Here is a 19,345-nt window from a genome sequence, read left to right on the forward strand (position 1 = left end):
CAGTGCCACTCCCCCATGACCAATGCTGTGTTGTTGAACAATCTCGATCACCGCGCTCTGCGCGTGATCACCGCGCACGGCGCCGCCTACGGCGATGATGTGATATCGGCTGCGACCTTTCCGCAGGAATTCCGCCAGTTGCAGGCGCAATATCCCATCGTGTTTCATTGCAGCGGTGAGCGCAGTTTTCAGCCGCTGGCATTGCTGGGATTACGCCTGGGAGAAAACCTGTTCCTGGATGGCACGCGTTGGGATGCGCCCTATATCCCGCTGTCGATTCAGCGCCAACCGTTCCTGATCGGCGAACAACCCGATGGGCCGATGGTGCATGTGGATCTGGACAGCCCGCGCATCAGCAGCGTTGAGGGTGAGCTGCTGTTTCGCGAACACGGCGGCACCACCGACTTTCTCGACCACATCAGCCAGGTGCTGCGCACGCTGCATGACGGGCTTGCCGCCAGCGATGCGTTTGTCGACCGTGTACTGCGTTACGACCTGCTCGAACCCTTCGTGTTCGAAGCCACCTTGAACAACGGCCTGGAATGCCGTCTGGCCGGGCTCTACGTCGTGCATGAAGAGCGCCTGCGCAGACTCGATGACGCCGCGCTGCTCGAGCTGCACCGGCATGGCGATCTGGAACCGCTGTACATGGCAGTAGCCTCGATTGCGCAATTTCGCCATCTGCTCGAACGCATGAATCGTCGTCATGCTGGCTGAGCCACGCCCCATCGAAGAACGCCACGGCCTGGACCCGCACCAGCTGGACCCAGCCATCCTTCGCTCCACCACGCCACTGGTGCTGCGTGGGCTGGTGCGCGACTGGCCGCTGGCCCGCGCCGGCGCAAGTTCCGCCCAGGCCGCTGCCGCCTATCTGCGTGGCTTCGACCGCGGCGAGGCGGTGGTAGCGCAGGTTGGGCCACCGGACATCGGCGGGCGTTTCTTCTACAACGCGGACATGAGCGGCTTCAACTTCCGCCCCGAGCGCGTGCCACTGGCGGTGGTGCTGGACACCTTGTTGCGCGACCTCGATACCGCGCAGCCACCGGCAATCTATGTGGGCTCCACCACGCTGGACACCTACCTGCCCGGGCTGCGCGCGCACAACCCGATCGCGCTGCCGCAACGCGAGCCGCTGGCCAGCATCTGGATCGGCAACCGCACCCGCATCGCCGCACATCAGGACCTGCCCGACAACCTGGCCTGCGTGGTCGCCGGGCGGCGGCGTTTTACGCTGTTTCCACCCGAGCAGTTGGCCAACCTCTACATCGGCCCGTTGGATCTGACCCCGGCCGGGCAACCGGTCAGCCTGGTGGATATCGCCGCACCGGATCTGCAGCGCTTTCCGCGCTATGCGCAAGCGCTGGACCATGCGCTGGTCGCCGAGCTGGCGCCGGGCGATGCATTGTTCATTCCCAGCATGTGGTGGCATCACGTCCAGGCACTGGAGAGCTTCAACGTGCTGGTGAATTTCTGGTGGCGGCAGAGCCCGGCCTACATGGATTCGCCGATGAACGCGCTGATGCTGGCGCTGCTGACCATCCGCGACTTGCCGGCCGAACAACGCGCCACCTGGCAAGAGGTGTTTCGTCACTATGTCTTCGAGGCAGACGCCACCACCGCCGCGCATCTGCCCGATGCCGCGCGCGGCGTGCTGGCCCCGATGGACGACGCCAGCGCGCGCAGCCTGCGCGCACGGCTGCTGCAACGCTTGAATCGCTGAGGACTCCGCCATGCCCGACACCATGCCTTCCGACCCGCAACAGCGCCCGGTGCGCCGCGTCGTCATCGCCGGTGGCGGCACGGCCGGCTGGATGGCCGCTGCGGCGCTGTCGAAGCTGCTGGGCCGGCACCTGCAGATCACCCTGGTGGAGTCGGACGAGATCGGCACGGTGGGCGTGGGCGAAGCCACCATTCCCAGCCTGGTCACCTTCCACCGGCTGCTGGAGATCGACGAGGCCGCCTTCATGGTCGCCACGCAGGCCACCATCAAGCTCGGTATCGCCTTCGAACACTGGCGCGATGTGGACCGGCATTACATCCATTCCTTCGGTCATGCCGGCACCGATCACTGGAGCGCCGGGTTCCAACATTTCTGGTTGAAGGGGCGCCAGCGCGGCGTCGCGCGCGACTTCGGCGACTATTGCCTGGAACTGCGTGCCGCGCAGGAAGGCCGCTTTGCGCACCTGCCCAATGGCGGCATGAATTACGCCTATCACCTGGACGCTGGGCTGTACGCGCGCTTCTTGCGCCGCTTCAGCGAAGGCTTCGGCGTCACGCGCATCGAAGGCCGCATCGGCCAGGTGGAGACCGATGCCGAAAGCGGCTTTCTCACCGCACTGACGCTGCAGGACGGCACGCGGGTGGAAGGCGACCTGTTCCTGGATTGCACCGGCTTTGCCGGGCTGCTGATCGGCAAGACGCTGGGCGTGGGCAGGGACGATTGGTCGCACTGGTTATTCGCCGACAGTGCGTTGGCGGTGCAGACCGAATCGGTGGGCCCACCGGTGACCTACACCCGCTCGCGCGCCGATCAGGCCGGCTGGATGTGGCGCATTCCGCTGCAGCACCGGGTGGGCAACGGCATCGTGTATTCCAGCCGCTACATGGACCAGGACAGCGCGCGTGCGGTGCTGGAACGCAACCTCACCGGGCGCGCGCTCACCGAGCCGCGGCCGCTGCGTTTCACCCCCAACCAGCGCCACCGCGTGTGGGAAAAGAACTGCGTGGCGCTGGGCCTGGCAAGCGGGTTCCTGGAGCCGCTGGAATCGACCAACATCCATCTGATCCAGCGCGGCATCATCCGTCTGCTGCAGACCTTTCCGCAGGTCATCAACGCTGTCGACAGCGCCGAGTACAACCGCCAGGCAGCGCAGGAGATCACGCACATCCGCGATTTCGTGATCCTGCATTACCACGCCACCGATCGCCGCGACACGCCGTTCTGGCGGGACTGTGCGGCGATGGACATCCCCGATTCGCTGCGCCACCGGGTGGAGCTGTTCCGCCAGAGCGGGCGCGTGTTCCATCAGGCCAACGAGCTGTTTGCCGAGAACTCGTGGGTGCAGGTGATGCTGGGCCAGGGCGTCGTGCCGCACCAGCATCATCCGGTGGCCGACCTGATGGGCGATGCGGAGCTGAGCCGCTTTTTGGAGACCATCCGCACCCGGGTGGAGGGGGCACTGGTGCGGTTGCCCGCGCACGCGGACTTCCTGCACCGCTACTGCCCTGCTCCGCCGCCGCCCGAACCGGCCGCACGCGTACCGGCCCCGACGGTCATGGCGACCCCGGCGGAATAAATTTCGGCAGTCTGCTGCGCAACCCTTGGCTTAGACCGCCCCAGCAATGCTAGATTGCGGCATTGCCGTCCATTGCGGGAACAATGGCCGGCGCTCGCCGCAACAACGTTATCTTTCGCACTCGGGGTAAGGGGGACGCATGTTGGATCTGACACAGGGCCGTATGGCACGCCGGATCGCGCCGGTCATTTTGCTGGTTGGCCTGGCCGCCTGCTCCAAGCAGGAAGACAAGGCCGCCACCACCGCGCCTGCGACCGGCGACACGCCGGCGGCATCGGCACCCACGCCTGCGACGGCGGTCTCGCCGCAGGTGCAGTCGATGGCCGCCGACCAGTTGCGCACATCGGCCACCAAGGCGCTGCAGGACAACCGCATGTACGCCCCGGCCGGCGACAACGCGGTGGAGTACTACCTGGCCCTGCGCGAGAAGCAGCCGCAGGACGCCACCGTCAACAGCGCGCTGACCGATCTGCTGCCTTACACGCTGATCGCCGCCGAACAAAGCATCAGCCGTGAAGAGTTCCCCGAGGCGCAGCGTTTGATTGCGCTGATCGAAAAGGTCGATCCCAAGGCACCGGCATTGCCGCGCCTGAAGAGCGGCCTGGAAACCGGCATGAAGACCGCCGCCAACCGCTCCGAGCAGGATGCCGAGCAGGCCAAGAAGCAGGTCGAGGACAAGGCCAAGCAAGCCGCCGAGCAGAAACGTCTGGCCGAGCAGCAGACCCGCGAAGCGGCCGCTGCCCAGCAGATTGCCGCGCAGCAGGAAGCGGCTCGCCGGCAGACCGCCGAGGCCGAGCGCCAGGCCGCTGCCCGTCGTCAGGCCGAAACCCCGGCACCGGCGCCAGCGCGTCCGGCTCCAGCGGCTGCCGCCGCCGCGGCACCGGCCGCGCAGTCGCTGCGCCCGATCAGCACCCCGGCGCCGCGCTACCCAGCCGAAGCACTGCGTGCCGGCACCTCCGGCGAAGTGCTGGTGGAGCTCACGGTCGGCACCGACGGCTCGGTCACCGCCTCGCGCGTGCTGCGCGCCAACCCGCCGCGCGTGTTCGATCGCGAAGCGCTCAACGCGGTCAAGCGCTGGCGCTTCGAACCGGTCGCCGCACCGGTGACCACGCGGCGCACGCTGTCGTTCAATCCGGGCGGTTGATGCCTGGATCGTTGATGGCATAGAAACGCAACAGCCCGCAGCGATGCGGGCTGTTGCGTTGTGGGGGTGGTGTGCAGCGATTGGTGCACCCGTGTGTTTAGACGGTGTCGCAAGGACTTGCAACAGACCGCTAGTTGCGCAACACCATCAACCCGAAATCGCCAGACGCTCCTGGTGATACCGGCGCACTGCGGCATACCACAGCAATGCCGCCACACCGAAGCCGGCCAGCAGATACACCGCCCAGGTCTGCACGTTGATGGTCTCGTGGCGGATCACCTTCAACAGCATCTGGTTTTGCGCCAGAAACGGCACCGCAAAATGCCACAGCTGCGTCTTCAGCGGATACGCCATCAATGCGTAGCCCGGCAGCATCGGCAGCAGCAGCAACCAGGTCATATGCGCCTGCGCTTCCTTCATGCTCTTGGCGGCGGCGGCCAGATAGGTCAGCAGCGAGGTGCCGACGAACAGCATCGGCACCAGGATGAAGAGCATCTGCAGCATCGGCACGAAACCGACATTGAGCTGACGACCGAGGTTGGACGTGGACAGCTGCGCACTCAGCTTGAACGCCAGCAAGGTGAGCAACAACGACACCATGCCGATCACGCAGGCCGCAGCGATCTTGCCGCTGACAATGGCGCTGCGTGGTGCGGGCGTGGCCAGCAACGGTTCCAGCGATTGGCGTTCGCGCTCGCCGGCAGTGGCATCCAGAATCAACGACGCGCCCCCCAGAAACGAGGTGATGACCAGCAACACCGGCAGCAGCATCGCCATCATCTGGCCGCGTTTGGCTTCGGCAGTGGCCAGGTCCTGCGCAGCGATCTCCAATGGTCTGGAAACCTGGGCATCGATCCCGCGCGCCAGCAAACGCAAGGCGCCGACCTGCTGGCTGTAGCCGGTGAGCGCGGCCTGCAAGCGCATGCTCGGCACATCGGCCTCGCGGCGCGTGCTGTCCTTGATGATCTCCACCAGCGCCGGCCGGCCTTCGCGCCAATCCTCGGCGTAGCTGTCGCTGATACGCAGTGCCACATCCACATCCTGGTTGCGAATCGCCGCCGTCAGATCGGCTGGCGCATCCACTGCGTTGAGCCCTTGCGCGGCCAGAAAACGCACCAGATTCGGCGCGTTGCTGCGACCGAGGGTGGGAATGTCGAGCGGCTTGTCGATCTGCGTCCGCACGCGGCTTTCGCTCAGGGCGCCCATGCCCAGAATCAGGATCGGGTACAGCAACGGCGATAACAGTAACGCCAATGCCAAGGTGCGCCGGTCGCGCGAGATGTCGCGCAATTCCTTGCGCAGCACCGTCCACAGCGTGGACAACAACGATGTCGTGCTCATGCGTGCAATCCCTCGTCCGAGCCGATCGCCTTGACGAAGGCGTCTTCCAGATTGTGTTCACCGGTGGCCGCGCGCAGTTCGTCGGCGCTGCCGCAGGCCACTACCGTGCCCTTGGCGATGATGACGATGCGATCGCACAGCGCTGCCACCTCCTGCATGATGTGGCTGGAAAAAATCACGCAGCGCCCCTCTGCGCGCAGCTGCTGCAAGAAGCCACGCATGGCGCGGGTCGTCATCACATCCAGGCCGTTGGTGGGCTCGTCCAGAATCACGTTGCGCGGGTCGTGCACCAATGCCCGCGCAATCGCGGTCTTGGTGCGCTGGCCCTGGCTGAAGCCTTCGGTCTGGCGATCCAGAATGTCGTCCATGTCCAACGCCGTCGACAGCAGACCTGTGCGCTGCGCGATCTGCGCGCGCGACATGCCATGCAACTCACCGAAATAGGCGATGTTCTCGCGTGCGGTCAAACGCTTGTAGACGCCGCGTGCGTCCGGCAACACGCCGAGTGCGCGTCGCACTGTCACCGGGTCGCGGGCGACATCCACGCCATCAATGGTGACACTGCCCTGGTCAGGCGACATCAGCGTGTAGAGCATGCGCAAGGTGGTGGTCTTGCCGGCACCGTTCGGGCCGAGCAGGCCGGTGATCTGGCCATCGGCAGCGCTGAAACTGACGCCGTCGACGGCTTTCACCAGCCCGGCCTTGGTCTTGAACGACTTGTGCAGAGTATCGACGACGATCATGCGAGCGCCTCCGTGGCGTGGTCGATGCGGCTCATGGTTCCCATCCGTTGAACGAGGTGAAAGCGGGCACGGTGTTGAGGCTGGCAACGCAGGTGGTATCCAGCGTCTTGGCATCGGCGGTCTGCATAAACTGGCTCAATACCTTGGGCATGCAGCCCAGCCGGAACACCCCATGCCCCTGCCCGGGCGCGATCACATGACGGCCGTTGGGCAGGCCCTGCAGCACCCGCTCGGCGTAGCGTGGCGGTGTCACCGGGTCGAGCTGGCCGGAAAGCAGCAACACCGGCAGCGTCGAGCGGAACGGCGCGCTCGCAGCGGCCGGTGCCGGCCTGGAGGGCCACACCTTGCACGGTGCGAAGAACATCTCGGCCACCTCGTTGCCCAGCAACGTGGTGTCCTTCTGTTCGGGTGCGTGATAACGCCCGGCATCTTCGCTGCACAGCACCGACCATTGCATCAGACGATTCATCCGATCGGACATGGCCGATGCGCTCATCTGCGCCAATGCCATCAACGAGGCATACCGGCCTGCGGCCGCTTCATCGAGGACCAGTGGCAACAGCGATGCGGTTTCCGGCGCATACGAAAAACCGAATGCCAGACCCGCCACGGTGTCGGCAGTGACCTGCTCGTGGCGCAAGGCACCAGTGCGCGGATCGCGATAATCCACCGCCACCGGTGCCTGCCGCAGCCGCTCGACCACCTGGCGCAACTGCGTGGCGGTATCGACCGGAAAACGCTTGGCGCATGCAGGCTGCTGACGGCATTGCGCAGACTGCAGCGCGATCGCATCTTCGAAGGTGCGTGCGAACTCGCCGCCGATCACCAGGTCGTTCGGCGCCACACCATCGATCACCACGGTGCGCGTGTGTTGCGGATAACGCGCGGCATAGTGCTGCGCCACACGCGTGCCGTACGAGGCACCGATCAGATTCAGCGTCTGCACGCCCAGTGCGGCGCGTGCCGCATCCAGATCGCCAATGGCTTCGCGGGTGGTGTAGTACCGCGGGTCGGCATCGTCATGCAGGCCAGCGGCGCATCGGCCCGCATACGCGGTCAATTGCTCGGCGGTGGCCTCGCTGCCGTTCTCCAGTGCCAGCGGCTTGCCGGCCGCGTCGCGACACTCCAGCGGATGCGAGCCACCGGTGCCGCGCTGATCGACCAGAAAAATGTCGCGCTGCTTGCGTACTTCGTGCAGGCCCATGTCCACGATTGCCGCCACTTCGGTGGCCGATTGCCCCGGCCCACCGGCAATGAAGAACACCGGGTCGGGCGCGCTGCCGCCGCCGGCTCCGCTTTCCAGCCAGGCAATCTTCAACGCGATGCTGCGCCCGCTCGGTGCGGCCGGATTTTCCGGCACGCGCAGGCTCGCGCACTGCGCTTCGATGTTTCCAGCGGCACCACCAGCGCTCAGCGTGCACGGCGTGAAAAGCAGCCTGCCGTAACGATTGCCCGCTGCGCTGACGGGTGGGTTGTTTGCAGCAGGCTGCTGCGCAGTCGTACCCGGCGTTGTCGCGGTGGATTTTCCTGCAACGTCATTTTCTGTGGCGGGCGCTGCGGCGCGCTGGCATCCGGCAGCCAGCATCGCGATCAGCACTGCCGCCACCATTGTGGATTGCTTGACCATCGTCATCCTCTCTCCTGGTATTGCCTGTTCCCTGACGTTGCATACGGCCACACGTGACCGCGGCAACTAGAGCGTGTTATGTACTTTGAGGTGAGTGCGAGGCGTCCTGTGGCGCGTCGAGACAAGGCGTGCAACGCGGTATCGGCGCGCCACAGGGCGCTTCCCGGAGGGTTGGCCGCCGGCGGCACGGATCTCATCTCAAAGTGCATAACACGCTCTACTGCCCGTCTTCGTAAAGAAAAACGTGCTCGATCGATTCCCCAAACAAACGTGCGATCCGAAACGCCAACGGCAGGCTCGGATCGTATTTACCGGTTTCCAGCGCATTGATCGTCTGCCGCGACACACCCAGCCGTTCGCCCAGCTCGCCTTGCGACCATCCATTGGCCTCGCGCAATTCGCGCACGCGGCTCTTCATTCAAAACGACGCGCGTGGATGCTTTTGGTGATGCCGTAGATGGCGCACAACAACGGAAACACCCACAGCATCGCCACGCTCGCTGGAACGTCGATCAGCTCGGCGGCCTGCAGAAATCCGGCGGTCATATATCCGCCGCTGATCAAGCCGGCGGCAATGGCGATGGCTTCCAGCTCGATACGCCGTTGCATCTCGTCCGAATCGCGCACGTAACGCGCCACCGCACGAATCACCAGTACCACCAGCACCGCCGGCAGCAAGGCGATCAGCACCCGCGCCCAGTTCGGGCCGACATGCCCAAGCAGATAGCGCCAGAACAGCATCACCACCACGTACAACAGCATCGGGATGCCAAATTCGCGGTGATACCGCTGCGCCAACGCTGGGCGGGTGCTGTCGCGCAGATTGCCGCGCGCCAGCCACATCGGCACCGATAGCAGCATGCACGACCCACCGATGCCGGCGCTGAGCCCGGCAAGGTAGTTGCTTAACGGCAGCACGTGCCACAGACCGAGCAGCCCAATGCCGAGGAAGACCAGCCCCAGGCCGAACACCAGCAGCGCCTTGCGCTTGCAACTGGTCATCGCACGGCCTCGGCGACGCCATGACGCGCGCTGTGGGCACGTCCGGCAACCGTGTCAACAGCGCATCGCGTTGCACGGTGATGCCTGCATTCCATTTGCCTGTGCTGCCGCCGCATCCCAGTCGCCTGTCAAGTACGCTTGACAGGCAAGATGCGCCCACTGGCGCTTGCTGTCAAGCACCCTTTACAGATTCAACAGGCCGCATTGGCGTCATCGGCGTTGCTGGCGAATGTTGCTGTGGGAATAACCCAAAGCGCCAGTCCGGCAAGCATAAGCGCTAGCACGGGCTACATATGACGCTAGTAGCACGATGTGTGTACTCCGAAAGAAGTAAGGGCATCTATAGGCGGACCCGTGGCCCCGCCTGTCGCATTTCGAGGCGTGGAGTCTCCGCCGCCCAGCGCTATCCCACCGACGCTACAAGCCTGATGACCGGGGAGCGACATCACGTTCGGCACCGTCTAGGCCGATGCCCATGCTGTTAGGCCCACCAGAAAGCTACTTGCCAAACTATCGCGGAAACTTCAAATTCGCCAGTGAGGAACTTTCGGTGAGCTCCAGACGGGACAGGGGAAGGGAATAAGGATGTTCAGGATTTTGCGCAACAAGAAGCCCGAAAAGGGACCACTGTTGAATCCGCTTACGCCCCACTTCATTGAGGCAGAGCATGGACTGTATGTCGAGAAGCTCAATGCTGCCTTAGCGAACCCCGATATTCAGAACATTGCCTTATCAGGCAGCTATGGCGTCGGAAAGAGCAGCATCCTGAAGCGTGTAGCAGAGATTCATAAGAAAGCAGTATTAGAGTTGTCACTATCCACATTGGCTCCTATTGAACAGCCTGAGGGAGAGGACGGCCTGCCGAAACAGGCTACGACTCCAACAAACACCATTCAGCAAGAGATTGTTAAGCAACTACTCTACAGAGAGACGCCAGGCAGGACACCTGGGTCTCGGTTTAAGCGCATCGAGAGATTTCACTGGCTGAGGGAAGCCCTTCTCGCGCTGTTAGTAGGAACAGTCCTAACCACTGCGTTCATCTTGACCGGATGGACCACCAAGATTGTCGTTGCGTTACCTGGCTTGCATCTATCCACACTGTGGTCCCATGTAGCCGTTCTGTGCGTAGGAACGCTCGCTTCCTTACTGCTCAGACACACGTTCTATGGAAGACTGAACATTAAGGAGTTTAAGGCAGGCGCTGCAACGGTAACGCTTGACTCAAAATCAGTTTCCTATTTTGATCAGTACTTAGACGAGATTGTCTACTTCTTTGAGGTTTCTAAGAAGAAGATTGTTGTTTTCGAAGACATTGACAGATTCAACGATTCTCATATCTTCGAGACGCTTAGGTCACTCAACACGCTCCTTAATGGGTCTCCGCAGATCAAAGGGAGGATATGCTTTATCTATGCAATCAAAGACAGCATTTTCGATCGCATGTCAATCGCACAGGATAAACGTATATTCAACCACGACCTGCAGGCTGGCGATGATCCAGCCCAGGTCGAGATCGTACGGGCGAACAGAACAAAGTTCTTTGACCTTGTCATCCCCGTCGTGCCATTCATCACCCATCAGAGCGCAAGGAACCTAACGGCTCAGCTCCTCCAAGGCCTGACCCACACCATAGATCTTGATCTCGTTGATCTTGCAAGTCGATATGTGCCTGACATGAGGCTTCTTAAGAATGTTCGAAATGAATTCCTAATTTTTCGAGAGAAGATCCTGACGCCTGGCGTTGTAGGTTTGAAACTGAGCGAGACTGAGTTGTTTGCCATGATGCTCTATAAGAACACGCATCTCTCAGATTTTGAGGCGATTCGAATAGGAAAGAGCAGGCTAGACGAGCTGTACCTGAAGAGTCGGCGGACTATTACTGCCAACATGCTGCGGCTCGAAGACGAAGTGCTTCAGCTACGCCGTAGCGCAAGGCTCGATCTGGCCGTCGCCAATCGCAGCGCTGAACTTGGCAAGCAACTGCGCGCTCATTTGATGCTAGCAGTTAAGGCATTCGGTAAAGACTATAATCGCGCTGCATTCGAACTGAACGGTGAAAACTTCACTCACGATAATCTTCTGACGAAAAGATTCTGGAAGACATTTATAGAGGCTGACGGAGCTCCCGCGCTCATAGTTGATCTTCCTCGCAATTACCAAGAGCCGCTCACAAGGCTGACTTTTTCTAGATCGGATCTCCAGGATGTTCTAGGCACTTTCGATCCAGTTGCCTGGAGAAATGTGGATCGCAATGAGAATCTCAAGTCTCAGGAAGAGCTACGGGATCTAATGCGATTTGTGAAGAGTGCAGACATCCACCATCTCATGGCACGTGACGATCTGACAGTCGACGGCGAGGTTGGTGGCGGGGGACTTGATCAGGCGGCCAAGGGCATTTTTCGGGAGGGCCTTGCCTATCAGCTGCTTAAATCCGGTTACATCAACCGCAATTTCACCCTCTATACCGCAACCTTTCACGGCGACCGAGTCAGCTCAGCAGCAACAAACTACATCATCCACCACGTAGATAGAGATAAGAGAGATGAAGACTTCGCTCTCGCCGGTGATGACGTGGAGGCAATCCTTCGCGAGCGCCGCTCCTTGTTTGGGGAACCTGCTCTATACAACATCGATATCCTGAATCACCTTTTAGCATCGAAGGCGCATGACCACGTTACGGGAATGGTGATCAGCTCCCTTGCCAAGCTGGGAATGGAGCAGAAATCTTTTATCGAAAACTATCTAAGGCGAGGAGCCAAACGTAGTGATTTGGTTGAGCGCATTACACCCATCGCGCCAAGTTTTCTCGCCTACCTAGCCTCTGAAGCGGAGCTTGAGTTATCGGATCGCCTCATATTATTCAACTCTGCATTGTCGAAGCTTTCCTCCGAAGTTAAGTACTTGACGGGCGGAGAGCTCTCGGCGTTTTTATCTGAAAATTATGGGAAGCTCAAGCTTTTCTCGTCAGATGAGACCACGGACGAGCAGCTTGAATTGGCCGCGAGCCTTTTTGAACTGCTGGGCATCGAATTGAGTTCGCTTCGGTCACTTGGTGCCGAAGCACGGAAGATCTTCATCAACAGGCATCTTTACCAGGTCACGACAGAGAACCTCCAGATTGCAGTTGGTGATCAAGGCAGCTTAGCGCTTGACCTAATTGAGCAGTTCAACGAATCAGTCTACTCACACGCAATCAACCATTTGTCAGCGTACCTCTCTAGCGTGGAGGGGATCTCTCCTTCAGTAGCGGAAGGCCAACACTTCGCCCGTGTACTGGCGGGCTCTGCCTCCTCCGATCGCACTTTGTTGGAGCAGTTAATCCGGATGGCGGCTGAGGACTGTGTTCTTGATGACATATCTGACGTTCCATCCGGCATGTGGGCACTGTTGGCTACTGAGTGCCGGTTCAAGGCCAGCCTGCACAACGTACATCTTTATTTGCAAGAATACGGAGCGGTGGACGGTAGCCTTGCGGAAGTCTTACGCGAGAGCGGTGCCGTCACCGATGTGGGAGAGCAGGGCGATGCAGAGGAGGACAAGAAGACGGTAGCGTTTGCTGTCCTGCAAGCTAAAGACCTTCTATCCGCAACCGCGCGTGCCAGGCTTTGCGCTTCCTTGCGCTTGAAATACTACCTTGATCCCACGGCGATTGAGTCTGAAGAGGGCGGCCTTTTCGGAGAGCTGGTACAACGTAATGTCATTAACGACAATATTCAGTCGTATCTCCGTGTTAACGGAAAGAGCTGGAGTACGAAGGAAAACCTCATCACTTCTTCTAGGAAGTTCGCTGAGTTCATGACGCCGGATGCCATAGGCCATGACCTAGAAGCGCTTCTGAGGAGCAAGTCCGTGTCGAGCACTATCAAGGATGCAATTGTTGCGAACGCGTTGGCGTATGCGGACGCTAGCGACACTGGAGGTCTTAAGCAACTTGGCAGCTATGCCGCAGAGCGAGGTCTGAGACTTGAGTATGGATTAATCGAGCGCCTCGCCGAGGCAGGGGCGGACTCCAACACCACAGTGGCATTGCTTGGAGCCGTGCTAAGTGAGCTCACTGAGCCCCAAGTCTCTTCAATTCTCATGGTGCTAGGCGGTGATTACGCAGCTCTCACCAAGGCGGGCAAGGATCGCCCTAAAGTGCCGAATACCCCACCTATGGTTCTATTACTTGATTTCCTAACTACTAATGGTGCAGTCAATACATATGTTGAGGAGAAGAACTACCTGAGGGTTAATAAGAAGCACAAATGACATTGCATCAAATGCTAGGTCATTGTGAGTCCTCATCGTCAGCAGCTCATGTGCAATGAGCTGCTTGTGCCCCAAAATCACATGCCGCGCAAGCTCTGTCTCCGTGCAGTGATTGATACTCCGTCAGAGTACGCGCGCGCAGTAGTCTAGGAAGAACTTTGACAGGTCAAGCTTGTGGCCGCTGACTTCCTTGAGCCCGGTCGTGCCATGCGGCTTGTAAATTGCTGCACGCCGTTGCCTACGTAACATGGCGTACGCATGCCGCGCCGAGCGCAAACTACGCCCGCTCGGCGATGCGCGCAGTCGTTGCGTTGCCCGCTCTATTTCAGATAGGTCTTGAGGATGGCCGTGATGTCATCCACTGCCAGCTCGCGCTCGCCCAGTGCGTCCGGTGCGGCAACATGGTGCCTCAGATGCTCGCTGAGCAGCTCGACCATCAAGCCCTGCGCCGCGCCGCGAAACGCGGCCACCTGTGTCAGCAACGCGGTGCACTCCACGTCCTGCGCCAGGGCCTTTTCCAGCCCTTCCACTTGCCCGCGAATCCTGCGCACGCGGGCGATCAGTTTGGACTTGTCCTGATTCAGATGTGCCATTCTCGTATACCCCCCAGGGGTATTTAGGATACCCTACCGGGGTACCTTAGCCAGAGTCACCGCCGATGTCGACCACGCACGCCGCGCCGCATTGCAGGCACTCGCACACCTTTGCCAGCGCCAATCCGCTCGCCGAGCGCAGCACCCGCAAGGCGGTCATCCTGACCGTGCTCATGATGGTGGTGGAGATCGTGGGCGGTTGGACGCTCAACTCCATGGCCCTGCTCGCCGACGGCTGGCATATGAGCTCGCACGCGTTGGCGCTAGGGCTGGCGTTGTTCGCCTACCGCTTTGCGCGGCAGCATGCCGGGGATGTGCGCTTCAGCTTCGGCACCTGGAAAGTCGAGGTGCTGGGCGGCTACACCAGCGCGATCCTGTTGCTGGGCGTGGCCGGGCTGATGGCCTTCCAGTCGGCGGAACGCTTGTTCACGCCCAAGCCCATCCAGTATCAGGAAGCCACCGTCATCGCGGTGGTCGGCCTGCTGGTGAACCTGATGTGCGCATGGTGGCTGCGCGATTCGCATGGGCATGGCCATGTGCACGGGCATCACCATGGCCACACGCATGACAGCCACGGCCCTGTGCACCCACACGAAAGTCATGGTCATCATGATGCGCACAGCGATCTCAATCTGCGCGCGGCGTATCTGCACGTGGTGGCCGATGCCGCGACCTCGGTGCTCGCCATCGTGGCGCTGGTTGCCGGCATGCACTGGGGCGTGACCTGGTTGGACCCGATCATGGGCCTCGTCGGCGCGGTGTTGGTGACGGTCTGGGCCTGGGGGCTGCTGCGCCGCACCGGCAGCGTGCTGCTGGATGCGGAGATGGACGCACCGGTGGTGGCAGAGGTGAAGCAGGTCATCGCCGAGCTTCCACATGCGATCGAGATCGCCGACCTGCATGTGTGGCGCGTCGGCAGCGAACGTTATGCCTGCGTCGTCAGCCTGGTCACTGCAGCCGACATCGATGCGGAGCTGGTGCGCCGCGCACTGCAGATTCACGAAGAACTGGTGCATGTCACGGTCGAACTGCAGCGCCCTGCGCTACGAAACATTGCGGCCTGATACCGCCGCACCTCCGCGCCGCGCTGCAGGCCACAGCACACATGCAGGTACAGGCGGCTTAAATGCGCCGCCTGCAGGCCGCCCTCAGACCTTGGGCGTGGAGCTGACGTATTTCTCGCGTCGGATCTGCGCACTCGGCAGCCCGGCTGCTTTCAGCGCTTCCAGGCAGGTGTCCACCATGTCCGGGTTGCCGCACAGGTAGGCGATATCGTGCGCGGCATCGGGCGCGAACTCGGCCAGGTGCTGCTGCACGTAGCCGTGCCGTACATCGGCATGCAGCTGCTCGGGTAATTCGCGCGAGAAGCACGGCACGTAGCGGAACTGCGGATGCGCATCGGCAAACGCGCGGAAATCGTCGCCGTACAGCAGCTCGGCCGGGTTGCGTGCGCCTTGCAGCAACACCACCTGCACACCGCGGGCGGCCATCGCCTCGGCCAGCAATGGCAGCATCGCGCGATACGGTGTCACCCCGGTGCCCGTAGCGATCAGCACATAGCGCTGGTTGTGGTCGCCCGGCTGCAGGCAGAAGCGGCCGTAGGGCCCGCTTGCCTGCAACTGGTCGCCAATCTCCAGGCCTTCGAACAAGGCCGTGGCCGAGCCGCCGGGCACGAAACTCACCGCGATCTCCACCGCCTCGCCCGGTCCCAGCGCGTGGTCGTGGATGGTCGCCAGCGAATAGCTGCGCTTGGTCGGCGTGCCATCGGCGTTGTCGAAATGGATCTGAATGAACTGGCCGGGCTGGAAATCCAGCGGCTGCCCGTCGTCACGGACGAACTGGCAGTGGGCCACGGTGGGCGCAATCATGCGCCGGTCGACAAGCTTGAGGGGGAATTGAACAGGCACGAACGTATTTGGGACAGTCTGTGATCGGGGCAAACCCCAACGGGCTTCTATAATAACGGGCTGCAACTCGCTGCGCCGTCACCCTGGCGCGAAGGACCCGGTTTGAATTCCCCATCTCCCAGTGCGCCCGCCCTGCGCGTGTGCGATCTGCGCAAGACCTACGACAACGGCACCCAGGCGCTCAAGGGCGTCTCGCTGGACGTGGTGCCAGGCGATTTCTTCGCCCTGCTCGGTCCTAACGGGGCCGGCAAATCCACCCTGATCGGCATCATCAGCTCGCTGGTGAACCTGTCCGGCGGGCAGGTGGAAGTGTTCGGTACCGACCTGGTCCGTCACCGCAGCGAGGCGATGCGCCTGATCGGCCTGGTGCCGCAGGAAATCAACTTCAACCTGTTCGAAAAGCCCTTCGACATCCTGGTCAATTACGCCGGTTTCTACGGCATGCCGCGCAGCCAGGCGCAAGCGCTGGCCGAAGTGGAACTGCGCCGCGCGCACCTGTGGGAAAAGGCGCAGGTGATGAGCCGCACGCTCTCTGGCGGCATGAAGCGCCGCCTGATGATCGCCCGCGCCATGATGACCCAGCCGCGCCTGCTGATCCTGGACGAGCCCACTGCCGGTGTGGATATCGAAATCCGCCGCGACATGTGGCGCGTGCTCAAGGACATCAACGCCGCCGGCACCACGATTATTTTGACCACGCATTACCTGGAAGAAGCCGAACACCTGTGCCGCAACCTGGCCATCATCAACCACGGCCAGATCGTCACCCAGGGGCCGATGCGCGAGCTGCTGGCCAAACTCGACGTGGAAGGCTTCCTGTTCGATATCGACGGTGAGTTGCCCGCGCAGTTGCCGGTGATCGAGGGCACCACGCTCACCGCCATCGACGGCCACACGCTGGATCTGGACATGCCGCGCGCGATGGACCTCAACCGCGTGTTCGCCACGCTGGGCGATGCCGGTATCCGGGTGCGCTCGATGCGTACCAAGAGCAACCGGCTGGAAGAATTGTTCGTTCGTCTGACCGGGCCCGGCGAGAGTGTCGCCCCCCCGGCTCCTGCCGCAGCGGCGCCCGTGCGCCCGGCAGGCCACCCATGAGTCCTTCGGAGCCGTCGATGTCTGCCACGCCTGCAACACCCCGCCAACGCAACTGGATTGCGCTGGGCACCATCGTGCGCCGCGAAGTGCAGCGCATCCTGCGCATCTGGGGCCAGACCCTGGTGCCGCCGGCCATCACCATGACGCTGTACTTTTTGATCTTCGGCGGGCTGATCGGCTCGCGCGTGGGCGACATGGGCGGCTACAGCTACATGCAATTCATCGTGCCGGGCCTGGTGATGATGAGCGTGATCCAGAACAGCTACGGCAACATCTCTTCCAGCTTCTTCGGCGCCAAGTTCGGCCGGCATGTGGAAGAACTGCTGGTCAGCCCGATGCCCAACTGGGTGATCCTGTGGGGCTACGTTTCCGGTGCGGTGCTGCGCGGAGTGATGGTGGGCGCGTTGGTGCTGATCATCGCGATGTTCTTCACCCCGGTGCGCATCCCGCATCCGATCGTGACGCTGACCACGGTGCTGCTGGGCGCGACCATCTTCTCGCTGGCCGGCTTCGTCAACGCGGTGTACGCCAAGAAGTTCGACGACGTGGCGATCGTGCCGACCTTCATCCTGACCCCGCTGACCTACCTGGGCGGCGTGTTCTATTCGGTGAAATTGCTTCCCGGCTGGGCCGAAGCCGCTACGCACGCCAACCCGATCTTCTACATGGTCAATGCGTTCCGCTACGGCCTGCTCGGTAGTTCCGATGTGCCGATCTGGGTCGCCTACGCGCTGATGCTGGGCTTTGTCGCCGTACTCAGCGCACTGGCGTTGTGGCTGCTGCGGCGCGGTGTCGGGCTGCGTAGCTGACGCCGGGCGCGAATTTCATTGGGAACGCCGGTGGCTGGCGGACGCGCTGACCCCCATCCGCCCTTCGGGCACCTTCCCCCGCAGGCGGGAGAAGGGCAAGACCAGATTGACTGAGGACAGATCACTTCATGCGCATGCTCATTCTCGGCGCCGGTGGCACCGGCGGTTACTTCGGCGGGCGCCTGGCGCAGGCCGGCGTGGACGTCACCTTCCTGGTGCGCGACGCGCGTGCGGCGCAGCTGCAAGCCGATGGCTTGCGCATCCGCAGCCCGCTCGGCGATGCGGATCTGCCGGTGGCGCATGTCACCGCGCAAGGCCTGCCGGCGCTGGTGGCGCGGCGGCCGTTCGATCTGGTGATCCTCAGCTGCAAGGCCTACGACCTGGACAGCGCGATGGAAGCGATTGCGCCGGCGGTCGGCGAGCACACCACGGTGTTGCCGATCCTCAATGGACTGCGCCATTACGCGGCGCTGGACGAGCGCTTCGGTGCAGCGCGGGTACTGGGCGGGCTGTGCTTCATCAGCGCGACCAAGGGCGAGCATGGGGAGATCCTGCATCTGGGCAAGCCGGCGGCGATCACCTTCGGCGAGCGCGATGGCAGCGCAGACGCGGCACGCGTGCAGGCATTTGCCGCCGCCTGCACGCAGGCGGGCATCGACCATGTGGCCACTACGCAGATCGCGCAGGAGCAGTGGATCAAGTACAGCTTCCTCACCGCGCTGGCGGCGGCCACCTGCCTGATGCGTGCGCCGGTCGGGGCGATCGTGGCCACCGACGATGGGCGTGCATTGATCAACGGCCTGTACAACGAATGCCTGTGGGCCGCCGATGCGGCCGGGCAGCCGATTCCGGAAGCCGCACGCGCCAAGGCATTGCAGACGCTGCTGCAGGTGGATTCGCCGTTGAAGGCCTCGATGCTGCGCGATCTGGAAGCCGGCCAGGACGTGGAAGCGGCGCAGATCGTCGGCGACATGCTCAGGCGTGTGCGCGAGACCGGCCGCAATGCACCCCTGCTGATGGCCGCACACGTGCATCTGCAGGCATATCAGGTGCTGCGCCAGACCTGACGCGGCCAGAGGGACGGCACTGGTTGGCGGCGTGACGCGACGGCGCCCCTCATCCGCCCTTCGGGCACCTTCCCCCGCATGCGGGGGAAGGGAACGGGTAGTTCCATTGCATCAGTGCATCGACTGCATGCATCGCGCGATGCATGGCCGCAGCGCCCTCACGACACAAAGCACACAGAACCAATTCCTTCTCCCGCACGCGGGAGAAGGTGGCGCGCAGCGCCGGATGAGGGTGGATACGGGCTGGGAATGCCGCATCGCGCGATGCATGGCCGCAACGCCATCCGGACACAAGGCACACAGGACCAATTCCTTCTCCCGCACGCGGGAGAAGGTGGCGCGCAGCGCCGGATGAGGGTGGATACGGGCTGGGAATGCCGCATCGCGCGATGCATGGCCGCAACGCCATCAGGACACAAGGCACACAGAACCAATCACTTCTCCCGCACGCGGGAGAAGGTGGCGCG

Annotated in this window: 16 protein-coding genes; 9 read left to right on the forward strand and 7 right to left on the reverse strand. The window is 62.3% G+C overall.

The annotated features are described in order from the left end of the window. Positions 1-15 precede the first annotated feature (15 nt). The 4 genes from XpruCFBP8353_RS18250 to XpruCFBP8353_RS18265 all read left to right on the forward strand — a co-directional run bounded on the left by XpruCFBP8353_RS18250 (position 16) and on the right by XpruCFBP8353_RS18265 (position 4,440). On the forward strand, positions 16-717 hold the full coding sequence (locus XpruCFBP8353_RS18250) for a SapC family protein (RefSeq protein ID WP_101364467.1): 702 nt from the start codon (positions 16-18) through the stop codon (positions 715-717). Continuing rightward, a complete protein-coding gene (locus XpruCFBP8353_RS18255) occupies positions 707-1,720 on the forward strand; it encodes a cupin-like domain-containing protein (protein ID WP_101364468.1) in 1,014 nt (337 codons plus the stop codon). Before XpruCFBP8353_RS18250 ends, XpruCFBP8353_RS18255 begins: the two co-directional genes overlap by 11 nt. A 10-nt stretch (positions 1,721-1,730) precedes the next feature. Next, positions 1,731-3,296, forward strand: coding sequence for a tryptophan halogenase family protein (locus XpruCFBP8353_RS18260; protein WP_101364469.1), 1,566 nt, complete (start codon positions 1,731-1,733; stop codon positions 3,294-3,296). A 139-nt stretch (positions 3,297-3,435) separates the two neighbouring features. After that, positions 3,436-4,440 (forward strand): energy transducer TonB, encoded by a 1,005-nt coding sequence (locus tag XpruCFBP8353_RS18265; RefSeq protein WP_101364470.1) that lies wholly within the window; start codon positions 3,436-3,438, stop codon positions 4,438-4,440. A 147-nt stretch (positions 4,441-4,587) separates the two neighbouring features. Here XpruCFBP8353_RS18265 and XpruCFBP8353_RS18270 read toward each other — a convergent pair whose 3' ends face one another. From XpruCFBP8353_RS18270 to XpruCFBP8353_RS18290, 5 genes are all read right to left on the reverse strand, one after another. Then, positions 4,588-5,781 carry an ABC transporter permease gene (locus XpruCFBP8353_RS18270; protein ID WP_101364471.1) on the reverse strand — a complete coding sequence of 398 codons (1,194 nt, stop codon included), beginning with the start codon at positions 5,779-5,781 and terminating at the stop codon, positions 4,588-4,590. Continuing rightward, positions 5,778-6,524, reverse strand: a complete 747-nt coding sequence (locus tag XpruCFBP8353_RS18275; protein ID WP_101364472.1) for an ABC transporter ATP-binding protein — start codon at positions 6,522-6,524, stop codon at positions 5,778-5,780. Before XpruCFBP8353_RS18275 ends, XpruCFBP8353_RS18270 begins: the two co-directional genes overlap by 4 nt. A 31-nt stretch (positions 6,525-6,555) precedes the next feature. Next, on the reverse strand, positions 6,556-8,157 hold the full coding sequence (locus tag XpruCFBP8353_RS18280) for an alpha/beta fold hydrolase (RefSeq protein ID WP_101364473.1): 1,602 nt from the start codon (positions 8,155-8,157) through the stop codon (positions 6,556-6,558). 211 nt (positions 8,158-8,368) lie between these two features. Further along, positions 8,369-8,569: a helix-turn-helix transcriptional regulator gene (locus XpruCFBP8353_RS18285; protein ID WP_101364474.1), complete on the reverse strand. Its 201-nt coding sequence runs from the start codon at positions 8,567-8,569 to the stop codon at positions 8,369-8,371. Next, positions 8,566-9,153, reverse strand: a complete 588-nt coding sequence (locus XpruCFBP8353_RS18290) for a hypothetical protein (protein ID WP_101364475.1) — start codon at positions 9,151-9,153, stop codon at positions 8,566-8,568. Before XpruCFBP8353_RS18290 ends, XpruCFBP8353_RS18285 begins: the two co-directional genes overlap by 4 nt. 585 nt (positions 9,154-9,738) lie before the next feature. Between XpruCFBP8353_RS18290 and XpruCFBP8353_RS18295 the strand changes: the two genes are divergently transcribed. Continuing rightward, on the forward strand, positions 9,739-13,404 hold the full coding sequence (locus XpruCFBP8353_RS18295) for a YobI family P-loop NTPase (protein WP_101364476.1): 3,666 nt from the start codon (positions 9,739-9,741) through the stop codon (positions 13,402-13,404). A 320-nt stretch (positions 13,405-13,724) separates the two neighbouring features. Here the strand turns inward: XpruCFBP8353_RS18295 and XpruCFBP8353_RS18300 are convergent, their stop codons facing one another. After that, positions 13,725-13,997, reverse strand: a complete 273-nt coding sequence (locus XpruCFBP8353_RS18300) for a metal/formaldehyde-sensitive transcriptional repressor (protein WP_101364477.1) — start codon at positions 13,995-13,997, stop codon at positions 13,725-13,727. A 65-nt stretch (positions 13,998-14,062) separates the two neighbouring features. On the opposite strand from XpruCFBP8353_RS18300, the gene dmeF reads away from it, so the two are divergent. Beyond that, positions 14,063-15,061, forward strand: a complete 999-nt coding sequence (gene dmeF / locus XpruCFBP8353_RS18305) for a CDF family Co(II)/Ni(II) efflux transporter DmeF (RefSeq protein WP_101364478.1) — start codon at positions 14,063-14,065, stop codon at positions 15,059-15,061. 84 nt (positions 15,062-15,145) lie between these two features. Here dmeF and XpruCFBP8353_RS18310 read toward each other — a convergent pair whose 3' ends face one another. Further along, on the reverse strand, positions 15,146-15,970 hold the full coding sequence (locus XpruCFBP8353_RS18310) for a ferredoxin--NADP reductase (RefSeq protein ID WP_162301110.1): 825 nt from the start codon (positions 15,968-15,970) through the stop codon (positions 15,146-15,148). Positions 15,971-16,006: 36 nt separating this feature from the next. Between XpruCFBP8353_RS18310 and XpruCFBP8353_RS18315 the strand changes: the two genes are divergently transcribed. The 3 genes from XpruCFBP8353_RS18315 to panE all read left to right on the forward strand — a co-directional run bounded on the left by XpruCFBP8353_RS18315 (position 16,007) and on the right by panE (position 18,878). Then, the gene (locus XpruCFBP8353_RS18315) at positions 16,007-17,002 is read left to right on the forward strand and encodes an ABC transporter ATP-binding protein (RefSeq protein WP_101364480.1); all 996 of its coding nucleotides are present in this window, start codon (positions 16,007-16,009) and stop codon (positions 17,000-17,002) included. After that, the gene (locus tag XpruCFBP8353_RS18320) at positions 16,999-17,811 is read left to right on the forward strand and encodes an ABC transporter permease (protein ID WP_207759675.1); all 813 of its coding nucleotides are present in this window, start codon (positions 16,999-17,001) and stop codon (positions 17,809-17,811) included. The genes XpruCFBP8353_RS18315 and XpruCFBP8353_RS18320 overlap by 4 nt, the downstream gene beginning before the upstream one ends. A gap of 128 nt (positions 17,812-17,939) precedes the next feature. Next, a complete protein-coding gene (panE, locus tag XpruCFBP8353_RS18325; protein WP_101364482.1) occupies positions 17,940-18,878 on the forward strand; it encodes a 2-dehydropantoate 2-reductase in 939 nt (312 codons plus the stop codon). The last annotated feature ends 467 nt before the right edge of the window (positions 18,879-19,345 follow it).

Origin of the sequence: Xanthomonas prunicola (assembly GCF_002846205.1) — a bacterium.
Taxonomy (GTDB): domain Bacteria; phylum Pseudomonadota; class Gammaproteobacteria; order Xanthomonadales; family Xanthomonadaceae; genus Xanthomonas; species Xanthomonas prunicola.

Excerpts from the sequence above, each read along its gene's own strand:
- XpruCFBP8353_RS18320 (WP_207759675.1), top strand. The coding sequence starts at position 16,999 with ATGAGTCCTTCGGAGCCGTCGATGTCTGCCACGCCTGCAACACCCCGC.
- XpruCFBP8353_RS18255 (WP_101364468.1), top strand. The coding sequence starts at position 707 with ATGCTGGCTGAGCCACGCCCCATCGAAGAACGCCACGGCCTGGACCCG.
- dmeF (WP_101364478.1), top strand. The coding sequence starts at position 14,063 with ATGTCGACCACGCACGCCGCGCCGCATTGCAGGCACTCGCACACCTTT.
- XpruCFBP8353_RS18260 (WP_101364469.1), top strand. The coding sequence starts at position 1,731 with ATGCCCGACACCATGCCTTCCGACCCGCAACAGCGCCCGGTGCGCCGC.
- XpruCFBP8353_RS18250 (WP_101364467.1), top strand. The coding sequence starts at position 16 with ATGACCAATGCTGTGTTGTTGAACAATCTCGATCACCGCGCTCTGCGC.
- panE (WP_101364482.1), top strand. The coding sequence starts at position 17,940 with ATGCGCATGCTCATTCTCGGCGCCGGTGGCACCGGCGGTTACTTCGGC.
- XpruCFBP8353_RS18280 (WP_101364473.1), bottom strand. The coding sequence starts at position 8,157 with ATGACGATGGTCAAGCAATCCACAATGGTGGCGGCAGTGCTGATCGCG.
- XpruCFBP8353_RS18270 (WP_101364471.1), bottom strand. The coding sequence starts at position 5,781 with ATGAGCACGACATCGTTGTTGTCCACGCTGTGGACGGTGCTGCGCAAG.
- XpruCFBP8353_RS18265 (WP_101364470.1), top strand. The coding sequence starts at position 3,436 with ATGTTGGATCTGACACAGGGCCGTATGGCACGCCGGATCGCGCCGGTC.
- XpruCFBP8353_RS18285 (WP_101364474.1), bottom strand. The coding sequence starts at position 8,569 with ATGAAGAGCCGCGTGCGCGAATTGCGCGAGGCCAATGGATGGTCGCAA.
- XpruCFBP8353_RS18275 (WP_101364472.1), bottom strand. The coding sequence starts at position 6,524 with ATGATCGTCGTCGATACTCTGCACAAGTCGTTCAAGACCAAGGCCGGG.
- XpruCFBP8353_RS18300 (WP_101364477.1), bottom strand. The coding sequence starts at position 13,997 with ATGGCACATCTGAATCAGGACAAGTCCAAACTGATCGCCCGCGTGCGC.
- XpruCFBP8353_RS18290 (WP_101364475.1), bottom strand. The coding sequence starts at position 9,153 with ATGACCAGTTGCAAGCGCAAGGCGCTGCTGGTGTTCGGCCTGGGGCTG.
- XpruCFBP8353_RS18295 (WP_101364476.1), top strand. The coding sequence starts at position 9,739 with ATGTTCAGGATTTTGCGCAACAAGAAGCCCGAAAAGGGACCACTGTTG.